24 protein-coding genes are annotated in these 23053 nt (G+C 38.4%); 21 read left to right on the top strand and 3 right to left on the bottom strand.

What is annotated here, in order from left to right; all coding sequences use genetic code 11:
• A complete protein-coding gene (locus LG34_RS05410) occupies positions 1 to 738 on the top strand; it encodes a nitroreductase family protein (protein WP_109215178.1) in 738 nt (245 codons plus the stop codon).
• Between the two features lie 2 nt (positions 739 to 740).
• Positions 741 to 1697 carry a ketopantoate reductase family protein gene (locus LG34_RS05405; protein ID WP_109215177.1) on the top strand — a complete coding sequence of 319 codons (957 nt, stop codon included), beginning with the start codon at positions 741 to 743 and terminating at the stop codon, positions 1695 to 1697.
• A 241-nt stretch (positions 1698 to 1938) separates the two neighbouring features.
• Here the strand turns inward: LG34_RS05405 and LG34_RS05400 are convergent, their stop codons facing one another.
• Positions 1939 to 3336 carry a sodium-dependent transporter gene (locus LG34_RS05400; RefSeq protein WP_109215176.1) on the bottom strand — a complete coding sequence of 466 codons (1398 nt, stop codon included), beginning with the start codon at positions 3334 to 3336 and terminating at the stop codon, positions 1939 to 1941.
• Positions 3337 to 3610: 274 nt separating this feature from the next.
• On the opposite strand from LG34_RS05400, the gene LG34_RS05395 reads away from it, so the two are divergent.
• From LG34_RS05395 to LG34_RS05380, 4 genes are all read left to right on the top strand, one after another.
• Positions 3611 to 5203, top strand: coding sequence for a spermidine synthase (locus tag LG34_RS05395; RefSeq protein WP_109215175.1), 1593 nt, complete (start codon positions 3611 to 3613; stop codon positions 5201 to 5203).
• Between the two features lie 154 nt (positions 5204 to 5357).
• Positions 5358 to 6293 carry a DUF1848 domain-containing protein gene (locus LG34_RS05390; RefSeq protein ID WP_109215174.1) on the top strand — a complete coding sequence of 312 codons (936 nt, stop codon included), beginning with the start codon at positions 5358 to 5360 and terminating at the stop codon, positions 6291 to 6293.
• 94 nt (positions 6294 to 6387) lie between these two features.
• On the top strand, positions 6388 to 6687 hold the full coding sequence (locus LG34_RS05385) for a hypothetical protein (RefSeq protein WP_109215173.1): 300 nt from the start codon (positions 6388 to 6390) through the stop codon (positions 6685 to 6687).
• 35 nt (positions 6688 to 6722) lie between these two features.
• Positions 6723 to 7295, top strand: coding sequence for a hypothetical protein (locus LG34_RS05380; protein WP_109215172.1), 573 nt, complete (start codon positions 6723 to 6725; stop codon positions 7293 to 7295).
• A 59-nt stretch (positions 7296 to 7354) separates the two neighbouring features.
• On the opposite strand, the gene LG34_RS05375 is transcribed toward LG34_RS05380, so the two are convergent.
• Entirely contained in the window at positions 7355 to 7993 is a 639-nt protein-coding gene (locus tag LG34_RS05375; protein WP_109215171.1) for an aldo/keto reductase, read from the bottom strand.
• Between the two features lie 149 nt (positions 7994 to 8142).
• On the opposite strand from LG34_RS05375, the gene LG34_RS05370 reads away from it, so the two are divergent.
• The 12 genes from LG34_RS05370 to LG34_RS05310 all read left to right on the top strand — a co-directional run bounded on the left by LG34_RS05370 (position 8143) and on the right by LG34_RS05310 (position 18134).
• Entirely contained in the window at positions 8143 to 8586 is a 444-nt protein-coding gene (locus tag LG34_RS05370) for a GNAT family N-acetyltransferase (RefSeq protein WP_109215170.1), read from the top strand.
• Positions 8587 to 8602: 16 nt separating this feature from the next.
• Positions 8603 to 9358 carry an EFR1 family ferrodoxin gene (locus LG34_RS05365; RefSeq protein ID WP_109215169.1) on the top strand — a complete coding sequence of 252 codons (756 nt, stop codon included), beginning with the start codon at positions 8603 to 8605 and terminating at the stop codon, positions 9356 to 9358.
• Between the two features lie 141 nt (positions 9359 to 9499).
• Positions 9500 to 9778, top strand: a complete 279-nt coding sequence (locus LG34_RS05360; protein ID WP_109215168.1) for a helix-turn-helix domain-containing protein — start codon at positions 9500 to 9502, stop codon at positions 9776 to 9778.
• Complete coding sequence (locus LG34_RS05355) at positions 9765 to 10901, top strand: type II toxin-antitoxin system HipA family toxin (protein WP_109215167.1); 1137 nt, start codon at positions 9765 to 9767, stop codon at positions 10899 to 10901. The genes LG34_RS05360 and LG34_RS05355 overlap by 14 nt, the downstream gene beginning before the upstream one ends.
• 10 nt (positions 10902 to 10911) lie before the next feature.
• Complete coding sequence (locus LG34_RS05350) at positions 10912 to 11844, top strand: hypothetical protein (RefSeq protein ID WP_109215166.1); 933 nt, start codon at positions 10912 to 10914, stop codon at positions 11842 to 11844.
• A gap of 89 nt (positions 11845 to 11933) precedes the next feature.
• Positions 11934 to 12473, top strand: a complete 540-nt coding sequence (locus LG34_RS05345; protein WP_109215165.1) for a flavodoxin family protein — start codon at positions 11934 to 11936, stop codon at positions 12471 to 12473.
• A gap of 317 nt (positions 12474 to 12790) precedes the next feature.
• Positions 12791 to 13735, top strand: coding sequence for a DMT family transporter (locus LG34_RS05340; RefSeq protein ID WP_109215164.1), 945 nt, complete (start codon positions 12791 to 12793; stop codon positions 13733 to 13735).
• Positions 13736 to 13801: 66 nt separating this feature from the next.
• Complete coding sequence (locus LG34_RS05335; RefSeq protein ID WP_109215163.1) at positions 13802 to 15235, top strand: DNA/RNA helicase domain-containing protein; 1434 nt, start codon at positions 13802 to 13804, stop codon at positions 15233 to 15235.
• Between the two features lie 167 nt (positions 15236 to 15402).
• Positions 15403 to 16314 (top strand): DUF3658 domain-containing protein, encoded by a 912-nt coding sequence (locus LG34_RS05330; protein ID WP_109215162.1) that lies wholly within the window; start codon positions 15403 to 15405, stop codon positions 16312 to 16314.
• Between the two features lie 18 nt (positions 16315 to 16332).
• A complete protein-coding gene (locus tag LG34_RS05325) occupies positions 16333 to 16986 on the top strand; it encodes a chloramphenicol acetyltransferase (RefSeq protein ID WP_109215161.1) in 654 nt (217 codons plus the stop codon).
• A gap of 62 nt (positions 16987 to 17048) precedes the next feature.
• On the top strand, positions 17049 to 17189 hold the full coding sequence (locus tag LG34_RS17450) for a nitrilase-related carbon-nitrogen hydrolase (protein WP_109215160.1): 141 nt from the start codon (positions 17049 to 17051) through the stop codon (positions 17187 to 17189).
• Positions 17190 to 17483: 294 nt separating this feature from the next.
• Positions 17484 to 18134: a DUF1287 domain-containing protein gene (locus LG34_RS05310; RefSeq protein WP_109215158.1), complete on the top strand. Its 651-nt coding sequence runs from the start codon at positions 17484 to 17486 to the stop codon at positions 18132 to 18134.
• Between the two features lie 281 nt (positions 18135 to 18415).
• On the opposite strand, the gene LG34_RS05305 is transcribed toward LG34_RS05310, so the two are convergent.
• Positions 18416 to 18898 (bottom strand): GNAT family N-acetyltransferase, encoded by a 483-nt coding sequence (locus tag LG34_RS05305; RefSeq protein ID WP_022035651.1) that lies wholly within the window; start codon positions 18896 to 18898, stop codon positions 18416 to 18418.
• Positions 18899 to 19045: 147 nt separating this feature from the next.
• On the opposite strand from LG34_RS05305, the gene LG34_RS05300 reads away from it, so the two are divergent.
• The 3 genes from LG34_RS05300 to LG34_RS05290 all read left to right on the top strand — a co-directional run bounded on the left by LG34_RS05300 (position 19046) and on the right by LG34_RS05290 (position 22769).
• A complete protein-coding gene (locus tag LG34_RS05300; protein WP_109215157.1) occupies positions 19046 to 19846 on the top strand; it encodes an MBL fold metallo-hydrolase in 801 nt (266 codons plus the stop codon).
• Between the two features lie 94 nt (positions 19847 to 19940).
• The gene (gene yfcE, locus LG34_RS05295; protein WP_109215156.1) at positions 19941 to 20486 is read left to right on the top strand and encodes a phosphodiesterase; all 546 of its coding nucleotides are present in this window, start codon (positions 19941 to 19943) and stop codon (positions 20484 to 20486) included.
• Between the two features lie 45 nt (positions 20487 to 20531).
• Positions 20532 to 22769 carry an alpha-galactosidase gene (locus LG34_RS05290; RefSeq protein ID WP_109215155.1) on the top strand — a complete coding sequence of 746 codons (2238 nt, stop codon included), beginning with the start codon at positions 20532 to 20534 and terminating at the stop codon, positions 22767 to 22769.
• Positions 22770 to 23053 lie beyond the last annotated feature (284 nt).

Genomic DNA, 23053 nt, shown 5'->3' with positions numbered 1-23053 from the left:
ATGAATGAAATAATAAAAAGCATATATGAGAGAAAATCTGTGCGTGCCTATGAGGACAGATCGATTCCGGAAGAAATGAAACAGGTAATTCTGGAAGCGGCAGCGCAGGCTCCGACCGCAGGTTGTCAGCAGTTGTATACCATACTGGATATTACAGATCAGAAGGTGAAAGAAGCACTGGTGTATACCTGCGATCATCAGCCTTTTATTGCAAAAGCACCATTGGTTTTGATATTTTGTGCGGATTGTAAAAAATGGTATGACGCATTTATAGAAGCAGGAAGTGAACCGCGCAAACCGGATGTGGGTGATCTGATGCTGGCGGTATCAGATGCTGTGATCGCAGCGCAGAATGCTGTTGTGGCGGCAGAAAGTTTTGGCATCGGTTCCTGCTATATCGGAGATATTATCGAAAATTATGAGGAGCAGCGCAGATTGCTACAGCTTCCGGAATATGTGTTTCCGGCGGCAATGCTTGTGTTTGGATGGCCAACCAAACAACAAATGCAGCGACCGAAACCACAGCGTGTAGATCAGAAGTATATTGTACATGAGAATACTTATCGAAGCATGGATGGAAATGAATTGAGAGATATGTTTGCGGGGCACTGCAATAACAGATCTTTTGAAGATTGGATGATGGCATTTTGTAAGCGTAAATACAATTCTGATTTTTCAAAAGAAATGTCACGTTCTGTACATAAATATTTGGAACAGTATGCAGAGGGGGAAGAATAGAATTGATTCAATCAGTGGCAGTATTAGGTGCAGGAGCCGTTGGTTCTTATGTGATCTGGGGCTTATCTTCACGAAACGATATCCGTCTTGGAGTGATAGCAGAGGGAGAACGTGCGGTGCGTCTGAAAAAAGATGGATGTGTAATTAATGATACGGTATATCATCCGGAAGTGTGGGCACCGCAGGAAGCGCACAATGTAGACTTGCTGATCGTGTGTCTGAAATATGGTTCTTTGCAGGGAGCGTTGGACAGTATAAAAGAAATCGTTGGAGAACATACCACCGTTATGAGCTTGATGAATGGCGTAGACAGTGAAGAAATCATTGGCGAAAAAGTGGGAGAATCCCATGTATTATATTCCCTGATCAAAGTAGCCTCTCATAAAGAAGAGACTGGTTACTATTTTGATCCGGAAACAACGATTGGTATCTTTTTCGGAGAGTTACAGGCACCGCATGACAGTGATCGTGTGCGGGCAATTGAGCATTTATTTCAGGATACCGGAATTCATTATTTTTCGACTGAACATATTCTGGCAGAATTGTGGAGCAAGTTCCGTTTGAATGTATGCAACAATCTACCACAGGCAATTTTAGGAGCAGGTGTGGGTTGTTATCATGACAGCGTACATATGAAAGCAATCAGTGATGGTTTGCGAAAGGAACTGGAAGCCATTGCATTGGCAAAAGGTATTGATCTGACAAAAGCGGGATCTGCTTCTGTACACGGAAGTCCGGTGCCGCCTTCGGCACGTTATTCCACGTTACAGGATCTGGATGCGGGACGACATACGGAAATTGATATGTTTTCCGGCGCGTTGATTCGTATGGGAAAGGAACTTGGAATCCCGACACCATATAATGAATATACTTACCATATGATCAAAGCGTTGGAAGAGAAAAACGACGGCAAGTTTGATTATACCGGAAAAATAAATAAGCGTACCTGTTCGAAATAAAATATTTTAAAAATCTTTAAGATTAAGAATTCTGATTATTTCATGTATTCGATTACCATGAGTACATAAAGTAATCAGGATTTTTTATTACAGAAAAGAGAAATGACATATGGATGTAGAATTTCAAATATTAGAATGGATTCAGAGGTATAAGATGAAAAAAGGACTGATATGTCGGTACATATAATCTATGTACAAACAATCAATCCTTTTATTTTTAGCTTGATATTAGATATCGTATTTATCCAGCAATCTTATTCAGTAATCCGGTGGACTGCAGGAACAGAATAAACATAATAACTGGCATGATATAGCGGATCATTACGTTATACAATTTTTTTCGTTTGAACTTATTGCCATTTAACTCCATTTCCTCTTCAATCCAGGATGGTTTTACGATCCAACCGATGAGAATAGAAGAGAGCAGTGCGATAAATGGCATCATAAAACTGTTACTGATATAATCCATGATGTCGAGTAACTGTCCGGTACTTCCGTTTGGCAGCTGTGCTTCCACATAAAATGTGCTGTAACCAAGTGCAATGATTGCAGTTGCTGCCAGATAAATAACCGTTAAAATGCTGGTGACTTTTTTCCTTTCTGCATGGAATAATTCCATACAGTTTGCGGTGATGGATTCCAGTACGGAAATACAGGAAGTCAGTGCCGCAAATGCTGTCAGAATGAAGAACATCAGACCAATGATTCGTCCTGCCAGTCCCATGGAATAAAATACGTTCGGCAGGGAGATAAACATCAGACCAGGTCCTGCGGACATACCGTCCAATCCGGAAAATACATAAACTGCCGGAATGATCATAACACCTGCAAGCAGAGCAACACCGGTATCCATCAGCTCAATCTGGGAGATAGATTTATTTAAATTTACATCTTTCTTTACATAAGAGCCGTATGTAATCATGATTCCCATGGATACGCTTAAGGAGAAGAATAACTGGCTCATGGCATCCAGAGAAATCTGTAAAAATCTTGTTACCGTAAGTCCTTTTACATCAGGTGTCAGATATATTTTTAGACCCTGCAGACCGGTTCTGACAGTTCCGTCCTCTACCGGATGTTTTAATGTCAGTGAGAAAATCGCGATACCAATGACCATCAGTAAAAGTATCGGCATGATAAATTTGGATACACGCTCAATACCTTTTTCCACTCCGTTGTATACAATCAGTGCAGTCAAAAACATAAAGATCAGACCGAACCATACAGAAGACGGAGAGGAAATAAAGTTTGTAAAGCAGTTACTTTCCACCGCTTCTTTTCCAGAACCGGTCAGATAAATAGTAATGTATTTCAGAATCCATCCGCCGATAACGGCATAATAAGTCATGATCAGTACAGGTACGAAGAAAGTTAAAATACCTAAAAACTTCCATTTCTTTTTCATTTCCTGATACGCATAAATTGCACTTTTACCGGTTTTTCGACCAATTGCAATATCTGTAGTCAGCAGTGTAAAACCAACCGTAAAAACAAGTACCAGGTATATGATCAGAAACAGACCGCCGCCGTCTTTTGCTGCAAGATATGGAAATCTCCATAAGTTACCGACACCGACGGCACTGCCGGCAGCTGCGAATACGAATCCCAGCTGTCCACTAAAACCACTCTTTTGTTTCATAAGCTCATTCACCTCATAAATTTAAGATATATGTAATGACAAAAAATGTCACTTAAGCATAATAGCACTAAATCCGCTAAAAGTACAGTGATTTCGCGGTCTCAAGCACAAATCTATCATTCTGTTTTTCAGTAAAAATAGGACATGGAAAGCGAATAGAACACGAATAGGATTAAGATATACAAAAAAATAAAAACTGTTTCAAAATTTATGGTATACTGTTGTTAGATTTTTGACAAAAAAGTAACAGTAAAGGGAAAAGGTATTTAAAGTCATGAACATTTTAAAGAACAAGTTATTTTTGTATCTGACGGAATTTTTCGCCGGAATGTCTGTCATGGCAGTGGAGCTTGGTGCAAGCCGACTGCTGGCACCGTATTTCAGTTCGTCACAGATTGTATGGACGATCATCATTGGAACCATTATGATCGCCATGGCGCTGGGCAATATTTACGGTGGTAAAAGCGCGGACAAGTCTCCGGATCCGGGAAAATTATACGGCCGGATTCTGATTGCAGCGATCTGGATTGCACTGATTCCTGTTGTTGGAAAATATATCGTGCTTGGAATTTCGGCATTGTTAATTTTTACGGTCAATAACAATTTCCTGATTATAGCAGCTTTTGTAGCATGTATGGTGATTTTTGTATTCCCGCTGTTTTTACTTGGAACAGTAACTCCGTCTCTGGCAAAATATTCCGTAGACAGTCTGGAGGACAGTGGAAAAACGGTAGGTACATTAGGTGCATTTAATACGATCGGAAGCATTATTGGAACATTCGTACCGACCTTTGTAACAATTCCGGCGGTAGGAACATCCATCACATTTCTCATTTTTTCCGGAATTTTAATTGTGCTGAGTCTGATTTATTTTCTTACAACTCATACCGGGAAAAAGAAAGTGATCACATCATGTGTGATCTTCGGACTTTGCTGTGCATTGGGCTATTCTGATTCTTTTGCATTCTGGCAGAAAGATCTAACTTACGAAGGAGAGTCTATTTACAATTATCTGCAGGTGTCTGAAAATGACCGACAGGTGATTCTGTCCACAAACGTATTGTTTGGCGTGCAGTCTGTCTATATGAAAGAAGATGGACTGACCGGAATGTATTACGATTATGCTATGGCAGCACCGCTGATGGTGCCAGAGAAAGAAACAAAAGATATGAATATGCTGATTCTTGGTATGGGAACCGGTACCTATGCGACACAGTGTAAAAAATATTTTGGTGATATGCAGATGGAAGGTGTGGAGATTGATAAAAAAATCACCGACCTTTCCCGGAAATATTTTTCCCTGCCGGATGATGTAAAAGTGACAACTTATGATGGACGTGCTTATCTGCAGGCAGAAGACCAAAAATATGATGTGATCATGGTGGATGCTTATCAGGATATTACGATCCCGTTTCAGATGTCTTCCGAAGAATTTTTCAGCATGGTAAAAGAGCATCTGACAGATGACGGCGTCATGGTTGTAAATATGAATATGCGTGGCAGCGGAGAGGGCAATATCAACCAGTATCTGTCTGATACCATTTCTTCTGTATTCGGAAATGTCTATACTGTAGATGTGGACGGTTCTACAAACCGCGAATTGTTTGCTTCTGATGATGCGGATATGATGAATGTATTACAGAAAAATATAGCAAAGGTGACAGAGTTTGATTTGCGTAATCTGATGGCAAAGGTTTCTACAAATGCAGTAGCTTACAGTGGTGGAGATTATATTATGACGGATGATAAAGCACCGGTGGAGCTGCTTGGCATGCGTGTGATCGATCAGCTGATTCAGGATGAAGTTGCATATTATAAGAAGATTTATGAGACAGATGGACTACAGGGCTTGTTAGAGCAGTTGTAATTGCGAATCATTTAACAGCAGGTATATCTCGACCTTTAACTGAGATAGTTATAAGCGGGCATATCTCTGCCCAGAACGAGACAGTTATAAGTGAGTGTTTCGCTACTCTAAGTGCGAATTTAAAAGTATGACAAAATAAGAAGGATGATTTCATATGATTATTCATACGGGTATGCGTACTGACATTCCAGCATTTTATGCAGATTGGTTTGCAAACAGAATACGGGAAGGATTTGTCTGTGTGCGAAATCCCTATAATTCGATACAGGTAACTGAATATAGTCTTGATCCTTCCGTGGTAGATTTAATCGGGTTTTGCACAAAAAATCCGGAACCAATGCTAAAATATATGGATTTATTGCAACCCTATGGCATGTATTGGTATGTGACAATTACTCCCTATGGAAAAGAAATTGAACCGATGGTTCCGGATAAAGCGCGTGTGCTATCTACATTTCAAAAATTGTCTGAGATCGTAGGAATTGATTCAATTGGCTGGCGATATGATCCAATTTTTCTGAATGAAACATATACAATGGATTATCATATCCGGCTATTTACGCATATGGCATCTGTGCTGGAAGGATATACCAAAAACTGCGTGATCAGTTTTATAGATCTATATCAGAAAGTACGGAAAAATTTTCCAGAAGTGCGGGCTGTGGAAAAAGAAGATCGTCTGTATCTTGGTAAGGCAATGATTGAGATTGCTGCAGAACATGGCATGACGGTTCGTCCATGTGGAGAAGGCGATGAACTGTCAGTATATGGTGCAGACTGCAGCGGCTGCATGACAGAACAGATTTATGAACAGGCAGTACATACAAGTATGGATTTTCCAAAGAGGAACCAGCTTCGAAAGGAATGTGCCTGTCTGTTGGGCGCTGACATCGGAGCTTATAATACCTGCCTGCATCTGTGCCGGTATTGTTATGCAAATTATGATGCGGATACGGTAAAAGCAAATTATAACAGACATGATCCGACATCGCCGTTTTTAATCGGAAATCGGATGCCGGATGATAAGGTACATAAGGCAAAGCAGAAAAGCTGGATCAATGGTCAAATGACCTTGGCTGATTTTTTGTAAATCTTAAAGAATTTATTTACTAGTGCATGTTATACTGATAATAAATTTGTGACATACATATTTTATAAAAATACAGAGAATTGCGAGGTACAATATGGATGTAGCGACAATGGCTGCCATCAATAGTATAAATACCATGAATCTGATGGTGGCAATGCAATTGGAAGCAAATGCAATATTTGTAGTAAATGATGGAAAGGAATATGAGAAAATGGGTACATTATTAGAGCAGTATATGGGAAAAGAATGTGTGGTAAGTCTGTTTAATGAGGTTGGAGCCATCAAAGGGAAACTGATGGACGGTGATGCGCAGTGGCTGAAAGTAGAGACAAAGAAAGGTACACAGCTCATTAACCGCAACATGGTTCGAAATATTACTTTTGAAAATAAATAGGCTTATAGAAAAATAGTGAAAAGGTAAGTATAACTATGAAAGTAGAGCAGTATGTAATGGCGTATGGCATTGAGCAGGATCGGGTGCGTGCAATCCTTCCGGAAGGATTTGTTTCTCTTCGTCCGGTGCTTCGTATCAATGCAGAAATCCGTGATGAAAAAAATGGATATGTGGAATTTAACACTGCCGTTGAAAAAGATGGAAAGAAAGGCTGGCTGAATATCGGTTACTGGGAGAACGTACCTTTTACACGTAATGGAAAAACAACGATATTTCAGACGGATTTTCTGGAATTATCCTTTACTGGTGTCGCTGTGGAAGGTTCCTGCCCGGCAGAGAAAGACAACGATGGCTGTTTTTTCTTAGGAGAGACAGAAATATTAAAACCGGCAGAGCATATTTCAGAGAAAAAGGAATTCTGTGATTGCAGTTTTCAGTGGAAATTTACAGATGGCGATGCACATGGTGTCAGCATTGGAAAGACATTGCCTGCTTATCCGACAGAGACGGAACATATTTATCCAAAAGAAGCGTTTACAGCAGAGAATGCTGCAAAAATTCCATGTAATCAGGTACTTGGTACATATGTAGTGAAATTTGAACGATAGAAAGAATAATTTGGGGGAGATATGTTATCGTATCTCCCCCATTGTAATTTATGAAAGTATTATTTCCTTTTTCCCCAGTCTGCCATGGTTCCACCCTGAAATTCTACATGACCGCGGAATCCCTGAACAGGAAGCTGTTCTAAAGCCTTGTCTAAGTCGTTAAATTCTTCATCGGTCAGTATCACATCCCAGGCTGCAAGATTTTCGAGAATCCGTTCCTGATTTTTGGAACCCGGAATCGGAACAACGTTTGGATATTTGTGGAGCATCCATGCAAGGGCAATCTGAGCATCAGTAGCATTTTTTGCCTTGGCATATGTTTCAATCAGCTGGATCAATGGTTGATTGGCTTCCAGATTTTCTTTTTTTAACTGTGGAACGAATTTTCGGACATCGTCATTATGAGAAAAATCAGTGCTTGTGTTTACTTTTCCGGACAGAAGTCCACTGGCAATTGGAGAAAACGGTACCAGTGCAATATTGTGTTCCATGCAATAAGGAATGACTTCTTCTTCACAGCTTCGTTCCACCATGGAATAGATATTCTGAATGGCAGAAAGTGGATGAACCGCCTGTGCCTTCTGAATGGCCTGAATGCTGTATTCTTCAGATGGGATTTCACCATAGCCGTGAGAAAAACCCATACATCCCACACCAATTGGATTTACTTCCAGATTACGCAGTTTTCTTTTATTCATGATAACGTGTCATCCTTTCTGTGTTTATGTTTCTGCTTTTTATGATAGCATTTTTAAAACTGTTGTACCAGATGAAAATATAAGTGGTTTTTGATTCTTTTTTCTTATGATTTTTGGTATGATAGATAAATATGAGGAGAAGTAGAGATATGAACATGTATGAAATTGAGGAGCGAACACCAGAAATAATGAATGTTTTGTTGAAGATATGGGAAGATTCTGTACGTACAACGCATGATTTCCTTGCGGGTAAAGAGATAGATCAGATTAAAGAATATGTACCACAGGCTTTAAGTGACGTAGCACATCTGATTGTTGCTGAAGATGAATCAGGAAAAATGATTGCATTTATGGGAATTGAAAACCAACGCTTGGAAATGTTATTCCTTTTGTCTGCAGAACGCGGGAAAGGTGTTGGAAAACAATTGTTACAATACGGTATTGAAAATTATGGAATACAAGAACTTACTGTGAATGAACAGAATCCACAGGCAGTTGGATTTTACAGACATATGGGATTTAAAACGTATAAACGGACGGATTATGATGAGGAAGGAAATCCATATCCACTGTTATATATGAAAAAAATATAGAGAAGGAGCATTTAAAATGGTTTTATATTTTACAGGAACTGGAAACAGTAAATATATTGCTGAACGAATTGCAACAGCACTAAATGAAGACATATTGAGTATGAATGATCGGATAAAAGAAGGAAATACGGCTAATGTCATGACTGGTAAAAGTATGGTGATTGTTGTTCCGACTTATGCATGGAGAATTCCGCGTGTTGTTTTGAGCTGGTTACAGCAGACAAAATTTCCAGAAGCGAAGAAAATCTGGTTTGTGATGGACTGTGGTGGCGAAATTGGAAATGCAGCAAAATACAATCAGGAATTAAGTCGACAATTGCATCTTTCTTATATGGGAACTGCACAGATTGTGATGCCAGAAAACTATATCGCAATGTTTGGCGTTCCGGGTAAAGCGGAAGCAAAGGAGATTGTTGCAAAAGCAGAACCGTCGATTGATGACGTAATAAAAGATATTCAGGCAAAACGGGAGTTTTCAAAGCCGCGTAATAATATGTATGATAAAATTATGAGCAGCGCGGTAAATACTATTTTTTATCCAATGTTTGTAAAAGCAGACAAGTTTATGGCTACGGATGCTTGTATAAGTTGTGGCAAATGCGTACAGGTCTGTCCGTTAAACAATGTTCAGTTGAAAAATGGAAAACCTGCATGGGGTTCAAATTGTACGCACTGTATGGCATGTATCTGTTATTGCCCGGCAGAAGCAATCGAATATGGAAAGAAAAGCGAAGGAAAACCACGATATACTTTTGAAAAAATTTTTGATTAATCTTTTACAACCTATTATTTATCGGACTGATATTGATGTTGTATGAATTATATGATAAAATTTGTATAGATAGAATATTATCTATTTTGAATAAAAATATGTAATTTTAGATAAAATATTATCTATATAATGAGGTGGCATATGGAGCGGTTAGTATGGGAAACAGCAGAAGAATTGGATCAAAAGCTAGCACAGCGAGTACGGAATATTCGAAAAAGGCGATCTATTTCACAGGAAAAGCTGGCAGCTATGAGTGGAGTCAGCCACGGATCAATAAAAAGATTTGAAACTACCGGGCAGATTTCTCTGATCTCATTGACGAAAATAGCAATGGCGCTGGATATTGCAGATGAACTCAGAAGTCTTTTTTTACAGGTACCTTACAGAAATATACAGGAGGTTCTAAATGAAACAAAATAAAGCATTACAAGTGCTTTTTGATAACAGAGTTGTTGGAACATTAGCGCTGGCTGCAAATCATAAGGTGGTTTTTCAATATGATGACAGTTGGCTAGAACAAGGTTTTTCAATCAGCCCTTTTTCACTGCCTTTAGAAAATCAGGTATTTGTTCCCACAAAAGATTATTTTGATGGTCTTTTTGGAGTGTTTGCTGATAGTCTTCCGGATCATTGGGGGAGATTATTGTTGAAACGATTGTTGTTGGCACATGAACAGAATCCTGACAAACTAACGGTGATTGACAGACTGGCAATCGTTGGAAAATCGGGTATGGGTGCATTGACCTATTATCCAGAGCAAGGTTTTTCGGAAGAGAATGACAATACGGATTTGGACGAATTAGCTTTTCAATGTCAGAAGATTTTGCACACAGAATATTCGGATAAACTTGATGAATTATATCGCCTGGGTGGAACGAGTGGTGGTGCCAGACCTAAAATTATGACTACGATAAATGATGAGGATTGGATCATTAAATTTTCAGCACATGTAGATGGTGAGAATGCAGGAAAAATGGAATATGATTATTCCTGTTGTGCCAGAAAATGCGGAATTACAATGAGTGAGACAAAATTGTTCCCATCAGAGGTCTGTGAAGGATATTTTGGGATAAAACGATTTGATCGTATATCGGATATATCTGGGACAAAAAGGGTGCATATGTTGACAGCAGCAGCACTTTTAGAGTTAGATTTTGAGCAACCAAGTCTGGATTATCATAGTTTGATGAAATTAACGAAAATAATTACAAGAGATAACAAAGATGATGTTGAAAATATGTTCCGACGTATGTGTTTCAATGTTTTTGCACATAACAGAGATGATCATTCTAAAAATTTCACCTATTTGTATGATGAATCTGCAGATAGCTGGCGATTGAGTCCGGCATATGATCTCACATACAGCAACACATATTATGGGGAACATACGACTACGGTAGATGGAAATGGTCGTAATCCTGGAAAGAAAGAGCTTCTTGCAGTTGGAACTATGGCTGGAATAAAAAAAGAACTCTGTATGGATATCATAACTGAGATAAAAAGTTGTGTAAATGAAATGCTTGGAATGTATTTAAATAGATGAGTGATGAAAAATGAATGTCATTAAGAAAAAAGCATATTACCATTTGCCGGGATTGTTTGAATTTTATGAACTGTATAGAATATTCCTTTCTCTTTATCAGGAGCATAGAGAATATTTTTATGACTGGTGTGAGATCAGTTCCATTTACGGTGCACCGACAGACTGTCTCTGGGGCGGTGGGCGAATCGGAAGTGGAGACGAAAATCCGCAAGAAGTTTTAAAATTGATAAATGAATATGGCATATCTGCCCGATTGACTTTCAGTAATTCCATGCTTAGAAAAGCACATTTATCAGATAGAAAGTGCAACGAATTATGTGCCTTATTTGAGCAAGGAAGTGAAGATGGTAATTCAGAAAATAATAGTGTAAAAAATGGTGTTATCGTCCATTCGGAATTACTGGTGGATTATTTAAAACAAAACTATCCGAATCTTTATTTAGTATCTTCTACAACGAAAGTATTGACCGATTTTCACGAATTTGCAAAGGAAGTAAAACGAGAAGAGTTTCAGTATGTTGTACCTGATTTCAGATTGAATAAGGCATTTGAACAGTTAAATACATTGACGCAATCAGAAAAAGACAAAGCAGAATTTTTGTGCAATGAGTGTTGCTGGATTGGCTGCACTGATAGAAAGAGATGTTATGAGACGGTCAGTCGCCAAAACCTGGGGGAGAACTGTCCGGATCATCATTGTACAGCACCAAATGCTGCATATGGATATCGTTTTTCAGAGGCGATGAAAAATCCAGCATTTATCAGTATTGGCGATATTCAGAATGTGTATGTGCCAATAGGATTTACAAATTTTAAAATTGAAGGCCGTGGATTAGGTAGTGCCATTGTATTAGAATTTTTATTGTATTATATGACCAAACCAGAGTATCAACTGCAGGTCAGAGAAGCAATTTATCTGGATAGTATGTTGGATTTATTTTAATAAACAGAACAAAAAGTATATTCTTATTTATAAAGATATATTCTTATTCGGAATTTTTATGTATATATAAAAATAGAGAGGAACAAAGTATGCAAAAACGTGTATTGATTATATCAGGAAGTCCGAGAAAGAATGGAAATTCACAACTATTATGTGAAAGATTTCAGGAAGGGGCAAAAGCATCCGGACATCATGTTGATCTGATTCAAATTGCGGAAAGGCAGATTGGATTTTGCCGTGCATGTGATGGCTGCATGCGTAATAATGGAATCTGCGTTCTGTATGATGATATGGCTGAAATTTTAGAAATATTTCAGAAGGCAGATGTGCTTGTGCTGGCAACTCCGGTTTATTTTTATGGTGTGACAGCACAGATGAAATGTTTTATCGACAGAACATATCCAATCTGGCAAAATCTTGGACATAAGGATGTTTATTATATTGTTTCAGCAGGACTTGGAACAGATATCATTGAACGTTCCCTTGGAGATTTGGATGGATTTGTGGAGCATTTGGATCATTCTGTGGTGAAGGGAAAAATTTATGCGCCAAATATCATGGAGGCCGGATTGGTAAAAGAATGTCCACAGGTTTTACAACAGGCATATGATATGGGAAAACATGTATGATTGAGTGGATTACTATATGATAGAATCAAAACTGACCGTGAATTTGAGAAAGAAAAGTTATCAGTAGAACATTGAATCTGGATAATAGGCTTAAGTTAGATGTCTTCCTGGAATGGTATAGGAAGGCGAAATGCTATAAATGATTGACAAATACATATAACATCGTTAATATAAAAAAATACATGAAATAAATGAATAATAAGTTTGTCTCAACATAAAAGAAGACTATAAATTTTACTGTTTCTGAACATAACAGTTTGGTTTATAGTCTTTTTTGGTGTATGATAGAAAATAGGAAGTAGAGGAGAGGTTGGAAAATGTCTATTATTTTTGGAATACTGGCAGGTATTGGTGTCCCGATTCAAACAAGCATCAATGCAAGATTACGGAAAAAAGTAGGTTCCCCTTATCGGGCATCGCTTGTATCTTTTGCAGTTTCATTGATATTTTTAGTATTGTTATTATTGATTTTAGGACAGGGTGTACATATTCCATTTGATAAAATGTTGCAGGAGCCAGTCTGGATTTGGTTTGGTGGAATCTGTAGTTTTATATATGTTACTGGAAATATTTTACTGTTTGCAAAATTGGGCGGAACGCTTGCGGTTATATTGCCGGTTCTGGGGCAGATTCTGGTGGGGCTGGTAATTGATCATTTTGGATTCTTTTATTCATTGAAAACACCGATTTCCGTATTTCGGATCTTTGGAGCGATTTTGGTTGTAGCTGGCGTAGTAATTGTATCTCTGGCAAAAAGAGAAGCCGGCAAAAATAATCCGAAAGAAAATGCACATGCGGATATCTGGTTATGGAGAATATTTGGTGTATTATCCGGTGCATTAAGTGGTGTGCAGACTGCCATTAACGGACATCTGGGAAAAGTTGTCGATTCTCCGATCAAAGCGTCTGCCATTTCATTTACAGTTGGATTAAGCTGTTTATGCGTTATTTGCATCGGTTTACGATTGAAGCAGGGGAAATCTGCGGTGGTGCAGACACGGGAACATATGAATAAGAAAAATCCATGGTGGATGTGGATCGGAGGCGTATTCGGTGGCATTTATGTACTTGCAAACGTAGAGTTGGCAGAAATTTTTGGAACTGGACTGGCAGTCATCATTATTCTGATCGGTCTGACAACCGGCGGCATACTGGTAGATCATTTCGGGTTATTTGAATCTCCGAAAAAAACGATGAATGTACAGAAAATCGTTGGTGTTTGCGTGATGGTGTTTGGTGCTACTTTAATAAAATTATTGTAACAGTGAAATGAAATCATAAAATGATACAATGCAGTAAATCTTTGTACAATAAATAAAGGGTAATTTATGAAATCAATATCTATTTATGCATTGACCAGAAAACAAAATATTGAACATTTACAGAAACTGGAGCAGCAGTTATCCGGCAGAGAACACATGCTGAAAATGAAAGAGTGGGAACTGGAAAGTATGCGGGCACTGGTGGAGCGGCTGGAACTTCATATGCAGGATGTATCAGCACTTCGACTGTTTTATTCTTTTCAGATTCCACGTCTTGGCAAAGAATTTGATTTGTTGCAGATCAGAGAAAATCAGATCATCAACATTGAGCTGAAAAGTGGAGCAGTTTCTGAGGAAGCGATACAAAAACAATTAATTCAAAATCGATATTATCTGTCCGCACTTGGTAAACCGATTCAGTCTTATACTTATATCAGCAGTCAGAATCGCCTGATGCGGTTGACAAATCACGATCATGTAATAGAGGCAAGTTGGAATCAATTGTGTGCGGCTTTGCAAAAAGAGGGCAAGGACTATTCTGGCGATATTGAAAATCTGTTTCGGGCAGAATGGTATCTGTTTTCGCCGTTGACAGAACCGAATCGATTTTTAAACAAAGAATATTTTCTGACGGCACAGCAGCGGGATATTAAACGTCAGATTTTAAAGAAAATCCGCGAGGAACAGACCGGATATTTTTCTTTCAGTGGTCTGCCTGGGACCGGAAAGACATTGCTTCTTTATGATATTGCCATGAAACTATCCAACCGACAGCAGGTCTGTATCATTCATTGTGGGGAAGCGGGAAAGAAATGGGAAATTTTACATAAACGTTTACAGCGAATTGATTTTTTGTCAGATAATCAGTTGGAAACACAATTTTCGTTAGAGGATTATCATGCAATATTGGTGGATGAGGCGCATCTGCTTTCGGTTGAAAAATTAAATGTATTACTGGATATGAGTGAAAATCGTCCGATCATTTTTTCCAGTGATTCCGAAGAAATGATTTCACCGAAGGAAATGGATCAGAGCACTATGAAACGAATGGAAGAGCTGCCAGATTTGCAGACATTCCGCTTGACAAACAGGATTCGCACCAATGCAGAGCTTTCTTCTTTTATTCAAAATATGATGCATCTGCCTGTAAGAAAAAATCAAAATGGATATCCACATGTGTCTGTGGTGTACGCAAATGATGCAAAAGAGGCAGATACGCTGGTGCAGGATTATGTACGGCAGGAATATCAGTATTTTCCACAAATGGAAGGTGCAGAACTTGGCATTACAGCAGTTCAGGATACTGAGAAAATGGTTGTGGTGCTAGATGAACGTTATTATTATGACGAAGATCAATATCTCAGATCCAGGAACCCGATGCAGAACGGTCAATCAGAAGTGCGGAGATTATTTCACCTGCTGAATCAGGCAAAAGAAAATCTGGCTTTTGTAGTCAAAGAAAATGAAACGCTGTATGGCATTTTACTTGACATGAAGTAAGTGGTAAAAATCAAAACAGACGGGATATCTGTATTGATTAAATAGTAGTGATATAACAGTTGGTTTAATGATAAAGATTACGATTGCATCTGTTAAATTCAATGATATTTATTATCCGAGAAATATTATTGGACAAATCAGTTTGTATAATATAGAGGGCATAATATATGATAGAAATTTTATTCGGTGAAAGCGAAGCTGCTTCCATGAAGGCGGCAAAATGTGAGCAAATCTATGTTAGTTCAAATGATGGTCCAACGGCATGCTTTGGAGCAGGAAAAAGAAAAGTACCGGAGAAAAAAGACTATAGTTGGATAGAGGGTAGTTCAACAGAAGTAGTCTGCCTTGGATTTTTACTTGATATTGGAGATATTCAAAAAGAGATTACTGGAAGTTATCGCAAGAATCTGATTCTATCGCTTTACAATCAAAATCAGTGGGATGGCGAGGACAATTACGAATCAGAATTACAGGAAATGTTTGAACATTACACATCGGATTTATCACGTTTGCAGGAATATCTGGAAGATTGTGAAGCAGTTCGTATCTGGTACAGCGATGCGCCGTATTCCAGATGTGGATTTTATCAGATCTGTCAGTTATTGCTGAAATATCAAGTAGAAGTTCATGTGGTAAAATTACCGGAACATGTTGTTCGTGAAGATTGTATTGTAAGTTATGCCAACTGGGGCGAAGTGGCAGCAGAAGAATTTGCCGGATTTTTATCTTATGAGAAAATATTGACAGAGGATGAATTTCGGATGTATGCACAGAATTGGACGGATCTGGTGAGTGAAAATGCGCCGTTGCGTGCAGTAATCAGTGGACAATTGATAAGTGTTCCGGAAGATTTTTATGATTTTCTGATCTGGAAGCATCTGTCAGATAAACCACGAAAAGAAGCAAGGGTAATTGGTGATATTCTTGGAACTTCAATGTTGGGAGTAGGAGACTGGTGGTATGCAAAACGGATTGAATATTATATTGATCGCGGCGATATTTTGATTGTGGAAGATTCTGCAAATACATATGCGAGAGTTATTAAGCGTTCAAGTGAACGGATGGAGAGATTTAAATGAAAAGGGATGGTATAATTTATGAATTATGAAAAGATAGATATTGAAAATTGGGCGCGTAAAGAACATTATCGTTACTATACAGAAAAGTTAAAAATTGAAGTAAATATGACAGCACCAATTGATGTTAAAAATTTATTGGATTTTTGTCATACACACAACTATAAGTTTTATCCGACTGTAATTTATATTGTTTCCAAAGTTCTTAATAAAATAGAGAATTTTAAGATGTTTCGGGACAACGAAGGAAATTTATGCGTATGGGATAAAATAAATCCAAACTATACGATTTTCCATCAGGATGACAAAACTTTTTCCGATTGCTGGTCGGAATATGAGGAAGATTTTGAAAAATGCTTTCAGAATATAACAACAGATATGCATACTTATAAGGATAAAAAAGGAATTAAAGTAAAAGAACAACAACCGGCAAATTTTTATTGTATCTCCTGTACACCTTGGACGGCTTTTACTGGTTATGGAAGCAGAGTGGCAAATGGGGAACCGACTTTTTTCCCAATTATTACGATGGGAAAATATGAAAAAAATGGTAATAGAATAGATATGCCCGTAAATATTACGATTGCTCATGCGGTAGCGGATGGCTATCATATCGGGTTATTTTTTGAATATCTGCAAAACGAAATAAATTCATTTAAAAATTCAGATTGCTGATATTCTAATGGCGGACAAACTTAGTAAAGCCATCATTTACAAAGAATTGGAGAGAAAAACACATGAAACTTGGACTTGTACAAATGAGTATGACAAACGACCTAACGGCAAATCTTGACAAAAGCCTGAAGTATTGTGAGATGGCAAAAAATTGTGACTTGGTCTTTTTTCCGGAAATACAACTGACACCGTTTTTCCCATAATATGAAAAGCGTTGTGTCGACAATTATTGTATAGAGATGGATGATATTGCTCTACAGAAATTTTCAGAAAAAGCAAAAACACATAATTATTATTTGTCTCCAAATGTGTATCTGCAATCCCAAAATGCCCGCTATGATGCGTCCCTATGGATTGCACCAAATGGAAAAATTTTAGATATTGCAAAAATGGTATACATTGCTCAGAATGAAAAATTTTACGAGCAGGATTATTATACCCCGTCAGATGAATTACTTGTCTCTTAGAAGACCAGAACAATATATAGGTTAGATTTTATGAAAAAGAAGAAATTTATTTTTATTATACTTGTGATAGTAGTCGTCATAGTTATTGGCATTTTCCTTCGATATCAGCATACTTCTCCGAAAAGGTTACCTGATTTATCCGAACAAAAGTATGAGCAAGTGCACAGCTCCATAGATTATGATCAGGATGACATTGACGATCAGACAGACATCCTTCAGGGAGCTTTGGATTATATTAACACAAAACCGAAGTATAAGAGTAAATATTATAACAGTGGTTATTCGAATGATAATTATGGTGTGTGTACGGATGTGGTAGCATTTGCAATGCAGGCTGCCGGTTATGATCTGATGCAGCTTGTAAATGAAGACATTCAGAATCATCCGGAAGATTATGATATCCAAGAGCCAGATTCAAACATTGACTTTCGCAGAGTGAAAAATCTACAGGTGTTTTTTGCCAATAATGCAGAAAGCCTGACCACCGATGTTTCCAAAACAGAGCAGTGGCAGGGCGGAGATATCATCATTTTTCAAAAGCATATCGGGATTGTTTCAGACCGAAGAAATAAAAATGGTGTTTCATATGTGATTCATCACAATGATCCGTGGCAGAAATCCTATGAACAGGATATTTTGGAAAAACGGGATGATATTGTGGGACATTATCGTTGGAAGTAGAATGTCATATAAGGCTAACGTCAGCTACCCGGAATTAAGTCCTATAAGCAGGAAGTTGCCATTACATTTTACGGTAGAGCGAATAAAATTTCTTGACATGGAGTGAACTCCAAGTGCTATGATACCAACAGAAAAAGAAATGCACAGGAGGCAACAACAAAAAGACACCACAAAGCCAGATTGACCAGTGGATTAAGGATGTTAAGTAATTTATTTCTTAGTATGCTATCTTTAGAAAATATTCTATATGAGAAGCAAAAGGAGCCGAAAATGGCTCCTTTTTAAAATGTAATACGCATCTGATACCATTCTGCGCCGCCATGATCGGATTCAGAAAGTCCTTCGTTTACAAAACCGAATTTTGCATAGTAGTGCAGCAATTTTTCTTTGCAGGTCAGAACAAGTCCTTTTCGGCCCTGCGCTTTTGCGTCTGCAATGCAGGATTTGATCAGTTCACCGGCATAGCCATGTTTGCGATAATCAGGAATCGTATTTACACCAAAAATCATCTGCCATGCGCCGTTAGGGTTGTGCAGGGAAGCGTCATGGAACATTTCGTCGGTCAGAGTTTCTTCATCTGTTACAAATCCATCCACAAAGGCAATGAGTTTATCTTCATCAAACATCAACCAGAAATGGTCGTTATAATATGTCAGTCGTTTGGAAAATTCTTCTCTGGAAGCCGCTTCTGCCGCCGGAAAACATTCTGCTTCCACAGCAGTGATCGCATTTAAGTCATTCATAGTAGCAGTTCGTATAGTCATTTTTTCACCTCAATAATGTTTTCGTATCATGTTTGTATATTATAACATTGCGTGATAGAAATGTGTAGAGGAATGGAAAAAATATGTATTTACAAATCATATGTGTTATAATGTTCCCATAGTTTTTTGATTCAGAAGGAGAAAATTATGGAACTCACAATGCTTGGAACAGGAAATGCGCTTGTGACGGAGTGCTACAATACCTGCTTTGTATTACAGGAAGATCAGAAATATTTTATGGTAGACGGTGGTGGTGGAAGTACGATACTGCATCAGTTAAAACATGCCGGAATTAACTGGAAAGATATCAAAACCATTTTTGTGACGCACAAGCATATTGATCATATTACTGGTATCATTTGGATGATGCGGATGATCTGCCAGCACATGAGACAGGGTGAATACGAAGGAGATGCGACAATCTATGCACATGAAGAAGTAATTGAGCTATTGAAGGATCTGGCAGAGAAACTTCTGCAAAAGAAAGATGTTGCATTTATTGGAAAACGTTTGCATCTCATTTCCGTTGCAGATGATGAGTCTGTCAGCATTTTATCTAAAAAAGTTACGTTCTTCGATATCCAGTCGACGAAAGCGAAACAATTCGGTTTCTGTATGGAACTGGGAAATGGAGAAAAACTTACCTGTTGCGGCGATGAGCCATATAATCCATGTGAAAAACAGTACGCAGAGAACAGCACATGGTTATTACATGAAGCATTCTGTCTGGAGAGCGAAGCAGATATTTTTCATCCGTATGAGAAGCATCATTCCACAGTGGCAGATGCAAGTAAACTGGCAGAAGAATTGCATGTAAAAAATCTGCTGTTATATCACACAGAAGACAAAAATCTGTTGCTGAGAAAAGAACTTTATCAAAATGAGGGAAGAAAGTATTTCAATGGAACTATTTTTGTACCAGAAGATTTGGAGACATTGGTTCTTTAAAGAAAATATTATTTAGTAACTATTATTATAAAACGCAAAAACATAAGCATAATAATATAGATTTGGTAAATACGATACGTGGAGGAAAATACTTATGAAATGGATGATCGCATCAGATATTCATGGATCAGCATATTATTGCAGAGAATTGCTGGAAGCATACGACATAGAAAAAGCAGACCGGTTATTATTGCTTGGTGACATTTTGTACCATGGTCCAAGAAATGATCTGCCAAAAGCCTACAATCCAAAGGAAGTAATTACATTGTTAAATCAACGTAAACAGGACATTCTCTGTGTGCGGGGAAATTGTGATACGGAAGTAGATCAGATGGTATTGGAGTTCCCGGTTCTGGCAGATTATTGTGTGATTGCAGATGAAAAAAATATAATTTATGCCACACATGGTCATCATTTTAATGAGGGCAATCTGCCACCTCTTCAGAAAGGAGACATTTTGCTGAATGGGCATACCCATGTACCAAAATGCGTAGAGCATCCGGATTATATTTATATGAATCCCGGATCTGTTTCTATTCCAAAAGAGGAAAGTTGGCATGGATATATGATATATGAAAATGGCAAATTTATATGGAAAAATTTACAGGGAACAGAACAGATGCGGTATTGCTTTAACTGATTTTTTCATGTAGCTATTTGGTAGCATCTGTTGGAGGAGACATTTATGAGAAATATTGTATTTCACAAAGAAACAAAAACATTTCATTTATATAATGACAAAATAAGTTACATTATGTGCGTATTAAAAAACGGACATATGGGACACCTTTATTTTGGAAAAAGAATTCATGATAAGGCAGATTTTTCTTATCTGGTCGAAGAATGTCAGCGTCCCATGACTTCGTATATATATGAGGATGACCGGAATTTTTCTCTGGAGCATATCAGGCAGGAATATCCGGTATACGGGACAACGGATTACAGACATCCTGCAATTGAAATATTGCAAAAAAATGGAAGTCGAATCTCAGAATTTGTGTATGAAGGATATGAGATTACAGCGGGAAAGGTAAAATTACAGGGGCTTCCGGCTACTTATACAGAATCAGACGAAGAAGCAATGACACTTCGGGTTTATTTGAAAGATGCATTGACCGGAGTGCTGCTGGAACTTTTGTATACTGTTTTTTCTGAGTATAATGCAATTGCACGGAGCGTTTGTGTGAAAAATGCGGGAACAGAAACGGTGCATCTGTTAAATGTAATGAGTCTGAGTCTGGATCTCCCAGATCAGGATTATGTGTGGATGCAGCTATCAGGAGCATGGGCGAGAGAACGCTATATAAAAGAAAGAACATTGGAACAGGGAATCACAGCAATTGACAGCAGGCGCGGAAATTCTTCTCATGAACACAATCCATTTATGGTTTTACGGAGAAAACATACGAATGAATATCGGGGAGAAACAATCGGATTCAGTCTGATCTACAGTGGCAATTTCCGTATTCAGGCGGAAGTAGACACGCACAATGTGACAAGAGTAACAGCGGGAATAAATCCGGAAGGATTTGACTTGAAACTGGAAGCTGGAGAAATGTTCCAAACTCCGGAAGCAGTCATGGTCTATTCAGAGAACGGATTAAATGGAATGAGTCAGACATTTCATAAGCTTTACGGAAGACGTCTGGCCAGAGGCTACTGGAGGGATCGATGCAGACCGATTCTGATCAATAACTGGGAAGCTACTTATTTCGATTTTACAGAAGAACGTCTGGTTGCGATTGCAAGGAAAGCAAAAGAATGTGGCGTAGAATTATTTGTTTTGGATGATGGTTGGTTTGGTGCCAGAAGAAACGACCGCGCTGGACTGGGAGACTGGATTGCAAATCCGGAGTTGCTGCCAAATGGAATCAGTGGACTTGCAGATCGAATCGAAGAACTTGGAATGAAATTTGGTCTCTGGATTGAACCGGAAATGGTGAATAAAGATTCTGATCTGTATAGAAAACATCCAGACTGGATGTTACAGACACCGGGACGACGAGTATCTCATGGAAGATATCAATATGTACTGGATTTTTCAAGAAAAGAAATTGTGGATTATATTTATGGGATGATTGCAAAATTGCTTTCTGAGTCAAACATATCCTATATAAAATGGGATATGAACCGGAGCATTACGGAATGTTACAGTATCGCATATCCGGCGGATCAGCAGGGAGAAATTTTTCATCGCTATATTTTGGGCGTTTATGATCTGTACGAACGTCTGACTTCAGCGTTCCCGGAGGTGCTTTTTGAGTCCTGCGCAAGCGGAGGAGGGCGTTTTGATCCAGGAATGCTTTATTATGCACCGCAGGGATGGGTTAGTGACGATTCAGATGCTGTAGAACGGTTGAAAATACAATATGGGACATCCATGTGTTATCCGCTCAGCAGCATGGGAAGCCATGTATCTGTAATACCAAATCATCAGGTTTTTCGTAATACACCGTTACATACAAGGGCAAATGTTGCGTATTTTGGAACGTTTGGTTATGAACTGGATTTGAATAAGTTGTCTGATGCAGAGATAGAAGAAGTGAAAGCACAGATCCGATTTATGAAGGAATATCGTGAATTACTTCAGTTCGGTACATTTTACAGATTGAAAAGTCCGTTTGACGGAAATGAAACGGTCTGGATGGTTGTCAGTGAAGACAAAAGCAAAGCACTTGTTGGCTATTACAGAGTTCTGAATGGTGTAAATCTGCCATATAGCTGCGTAAAACTACAGGGATTGGATCCGGATAAACTGTACGAGAATGAACTGGCAAATACAGAACATTATGGTGATGAACTGATGAACCTTGGATTGATCACTACGGATGTGAGTGCAGGAGAAGTTCCGCAAGGTGCAGAGCCATGTACGGATTTTGAATCCAGAATTTATTTATTAAAGGAAAAACAGAGTACGAACTAAAAATAAGACTGTCGCTGTAACGGTAATAAAAGGAATAGCAGGTGTTTCACTGATTTGGTGGACATTCCCGATAACAGAGTTTGTGGCTTGTCTGGTGGGATATGCATTCTTGAGAAGAATCAGAAAAAACAGAGTGGATGTATTGGGGGCAGAAACAGTTTCCAAATGAGAAGAAATAAACTTTAATTTTCTTTTGCAAGGCAGACATTACATTGAAAGAGGATTGATTTCTATGATAATTCAAGTCGAACGCACGTGAGACTTGGTGCGTGATTCTGGTCAGC

Origin of the sequence: Eubacterium ramulus, assembly GCF_003122485.1 — a bacterium.
Taxonomy (GTDB): domain Bacteria; phylum Bacillota; class Clostridia; order Lachnospirales; family Lachnospiraceae; genus Eubacterium_I; species Eubacterium_I ramulus_A.
Note: the sequence above shows the minus strand (reverse complement) of the source record. Positions and strands in the feature narration are given on the sequence as shown.

Bases quoted from the DNA above. Each gene is read 5' to 3' on its own strand.
- LG34_RS17450 (WP_109215160.1), top strand. From the start codon at position 17,049: ATGAAACTTGGACTTGTACAAATGAGTATGACAAACGACCTAACGGCA.
- LG34_RS05375 (WP_109215171.1), bottom strand. From the start codon at position 7,993: ATGAATAAAAGAAAACTGCGTAATCTGGAAGTAAATCCAATTGGTGTG.
- LG34_RS05365 (WP_109215169.1), top strand. From the start codon at position 8,603: ATGGTTTTATATTTTACAGGAACTGGAAACAGTAAATATATTGCTGAA.
- LG34_RS05385 (WP_109215173.1), top strand. From the start codon at position 6,388: ATGGATGTAGCGACAATGGCTGCCATCAATAGTATAAATACCATGAAT.
- LG34_RS05300 (WP_109215157.1), top strand. From the start codon at position 19,046: ATGGAACTCACAATGCTTGGAACAGGAAATGCGCTTGTGACGGAGTGC.
- LG34_RS05330 (WP_109215162.1), top strand. From the start codon at position 15,403: ATGATAGAAATTTTATTCGGTGAAAGCGAAGCTGCTTCCATGAAGGCG.
- LG34_RS05370 (WP_109215170.1), top strand. From the start codon at position 8,143: ATGAACATGTATGAAATTGAGGAGCGAACACCAGAAATAATGAATGTT.
- LG34_RS05355 (WP_109215167.1), top strand. From the start codon at position 9,765: ATGAAACAAAATAAAGCATTACAAGTGCTTTTTGATAACAGAGTTGTT.
- LG34_RS05340 (WP_109215164.1), top strand. From the start codon at position 12,791: ATGTCTATTATTTTTGGAATACTGGCAGGTATTGGTGTCCCGATTCAA.
- LG34_RS05400 (WP_109215176.1), bottom strand. From the start codon at position 3,336: ATGAAACAAAAGAGTGGTTTTAGTGGACAGCTGGGATTCGTATTCGCA.
- LG34_RS05410 (WP_109215178.1), top strand. From the start codon at position 1: ATGAATGAAATAATAAAAAGCATATATGAGAGAAAATCTGTGCGTGCC.
- LG34_RS05380 (WP_109215172.1), top strand. From the start codon at position 6,723: ATGAAAGTAGAGCAGTATGTAATGGCGTATGGCATTGAGCAGGATCGG.
- LG34_RS05325 (WP_109215161.1), top strand. From the start codon at position 16,333: ATGAATTATGAAAAGATAGATATTGAAAATTGGGCGCGTAAAGAACAT.
- LG34_RS05395 (WP_109215175.1), top strand. From the start codon at position 3,611: ATGAACATTTTAAAGAACAAGTTATTTTTGTATCTGACGGAATTTTTC.
- LG34_RS05305 (WP_022035651.1), bottom strand. From the start codon at position 18,898: ATGACTATACGAACTGCTACTATGAATGACTTAAATGCGATCACTGCT.
- LG34_RS05390 (WP_109215174.1), top strand. From the start codon at position 5,358: ATGATTATTCATACGGGTATGCGTACTGACATTCCAGCATTTTATGCA.
- LG34_RS05335 (WP_109215163.1), top strand. From the start codon at position 13,802: ATGAAATCAATATCTATTTATGCATTGACCAGAAAACAAAATATTGAA.
- LG34_RS05350 (WP_109215166.1), top strand. From the start codon at position 10,912: ATGAATGTCATTAAGAAAAAAGCATATTACCATTTGCCGGGATTGTTT.
- LG34_RS05290 (WP_109215155.1), top strand. From the start codon at position 20,532: ATGAGAAATATTGTATTTCACAAAGAAACAAAAACATTTCATTTATAT.
- LG34_RS05360 (WP_109215168.1), top strand. From the start codon at position 9,500: ATGGAGCGGTTAGTATGGGAAACAGCAGAAGAATTGGATCAAAAGCTA.
- LG34_RS05310 (WP_109215158.1), top strand. From the start codon at position 17,484: ATGAAAAAGAAGAAATTTATTTTTATTATACTTGTGATAGTAGTCGTC.
- LG34_RS05345 (WP_109215165.1), top strand. From the start codon at position 11,934: ATGCAAAAACGTGTATTGATTATATCAGGAAGTCCGAGAAAGAATGGA.
- yfcE (WP_109215156.1), top strand. From the start codon at position 19,941: ATGAAATGGATGATCGCATCAGATATTCATGGATCAGCATATTATTGC.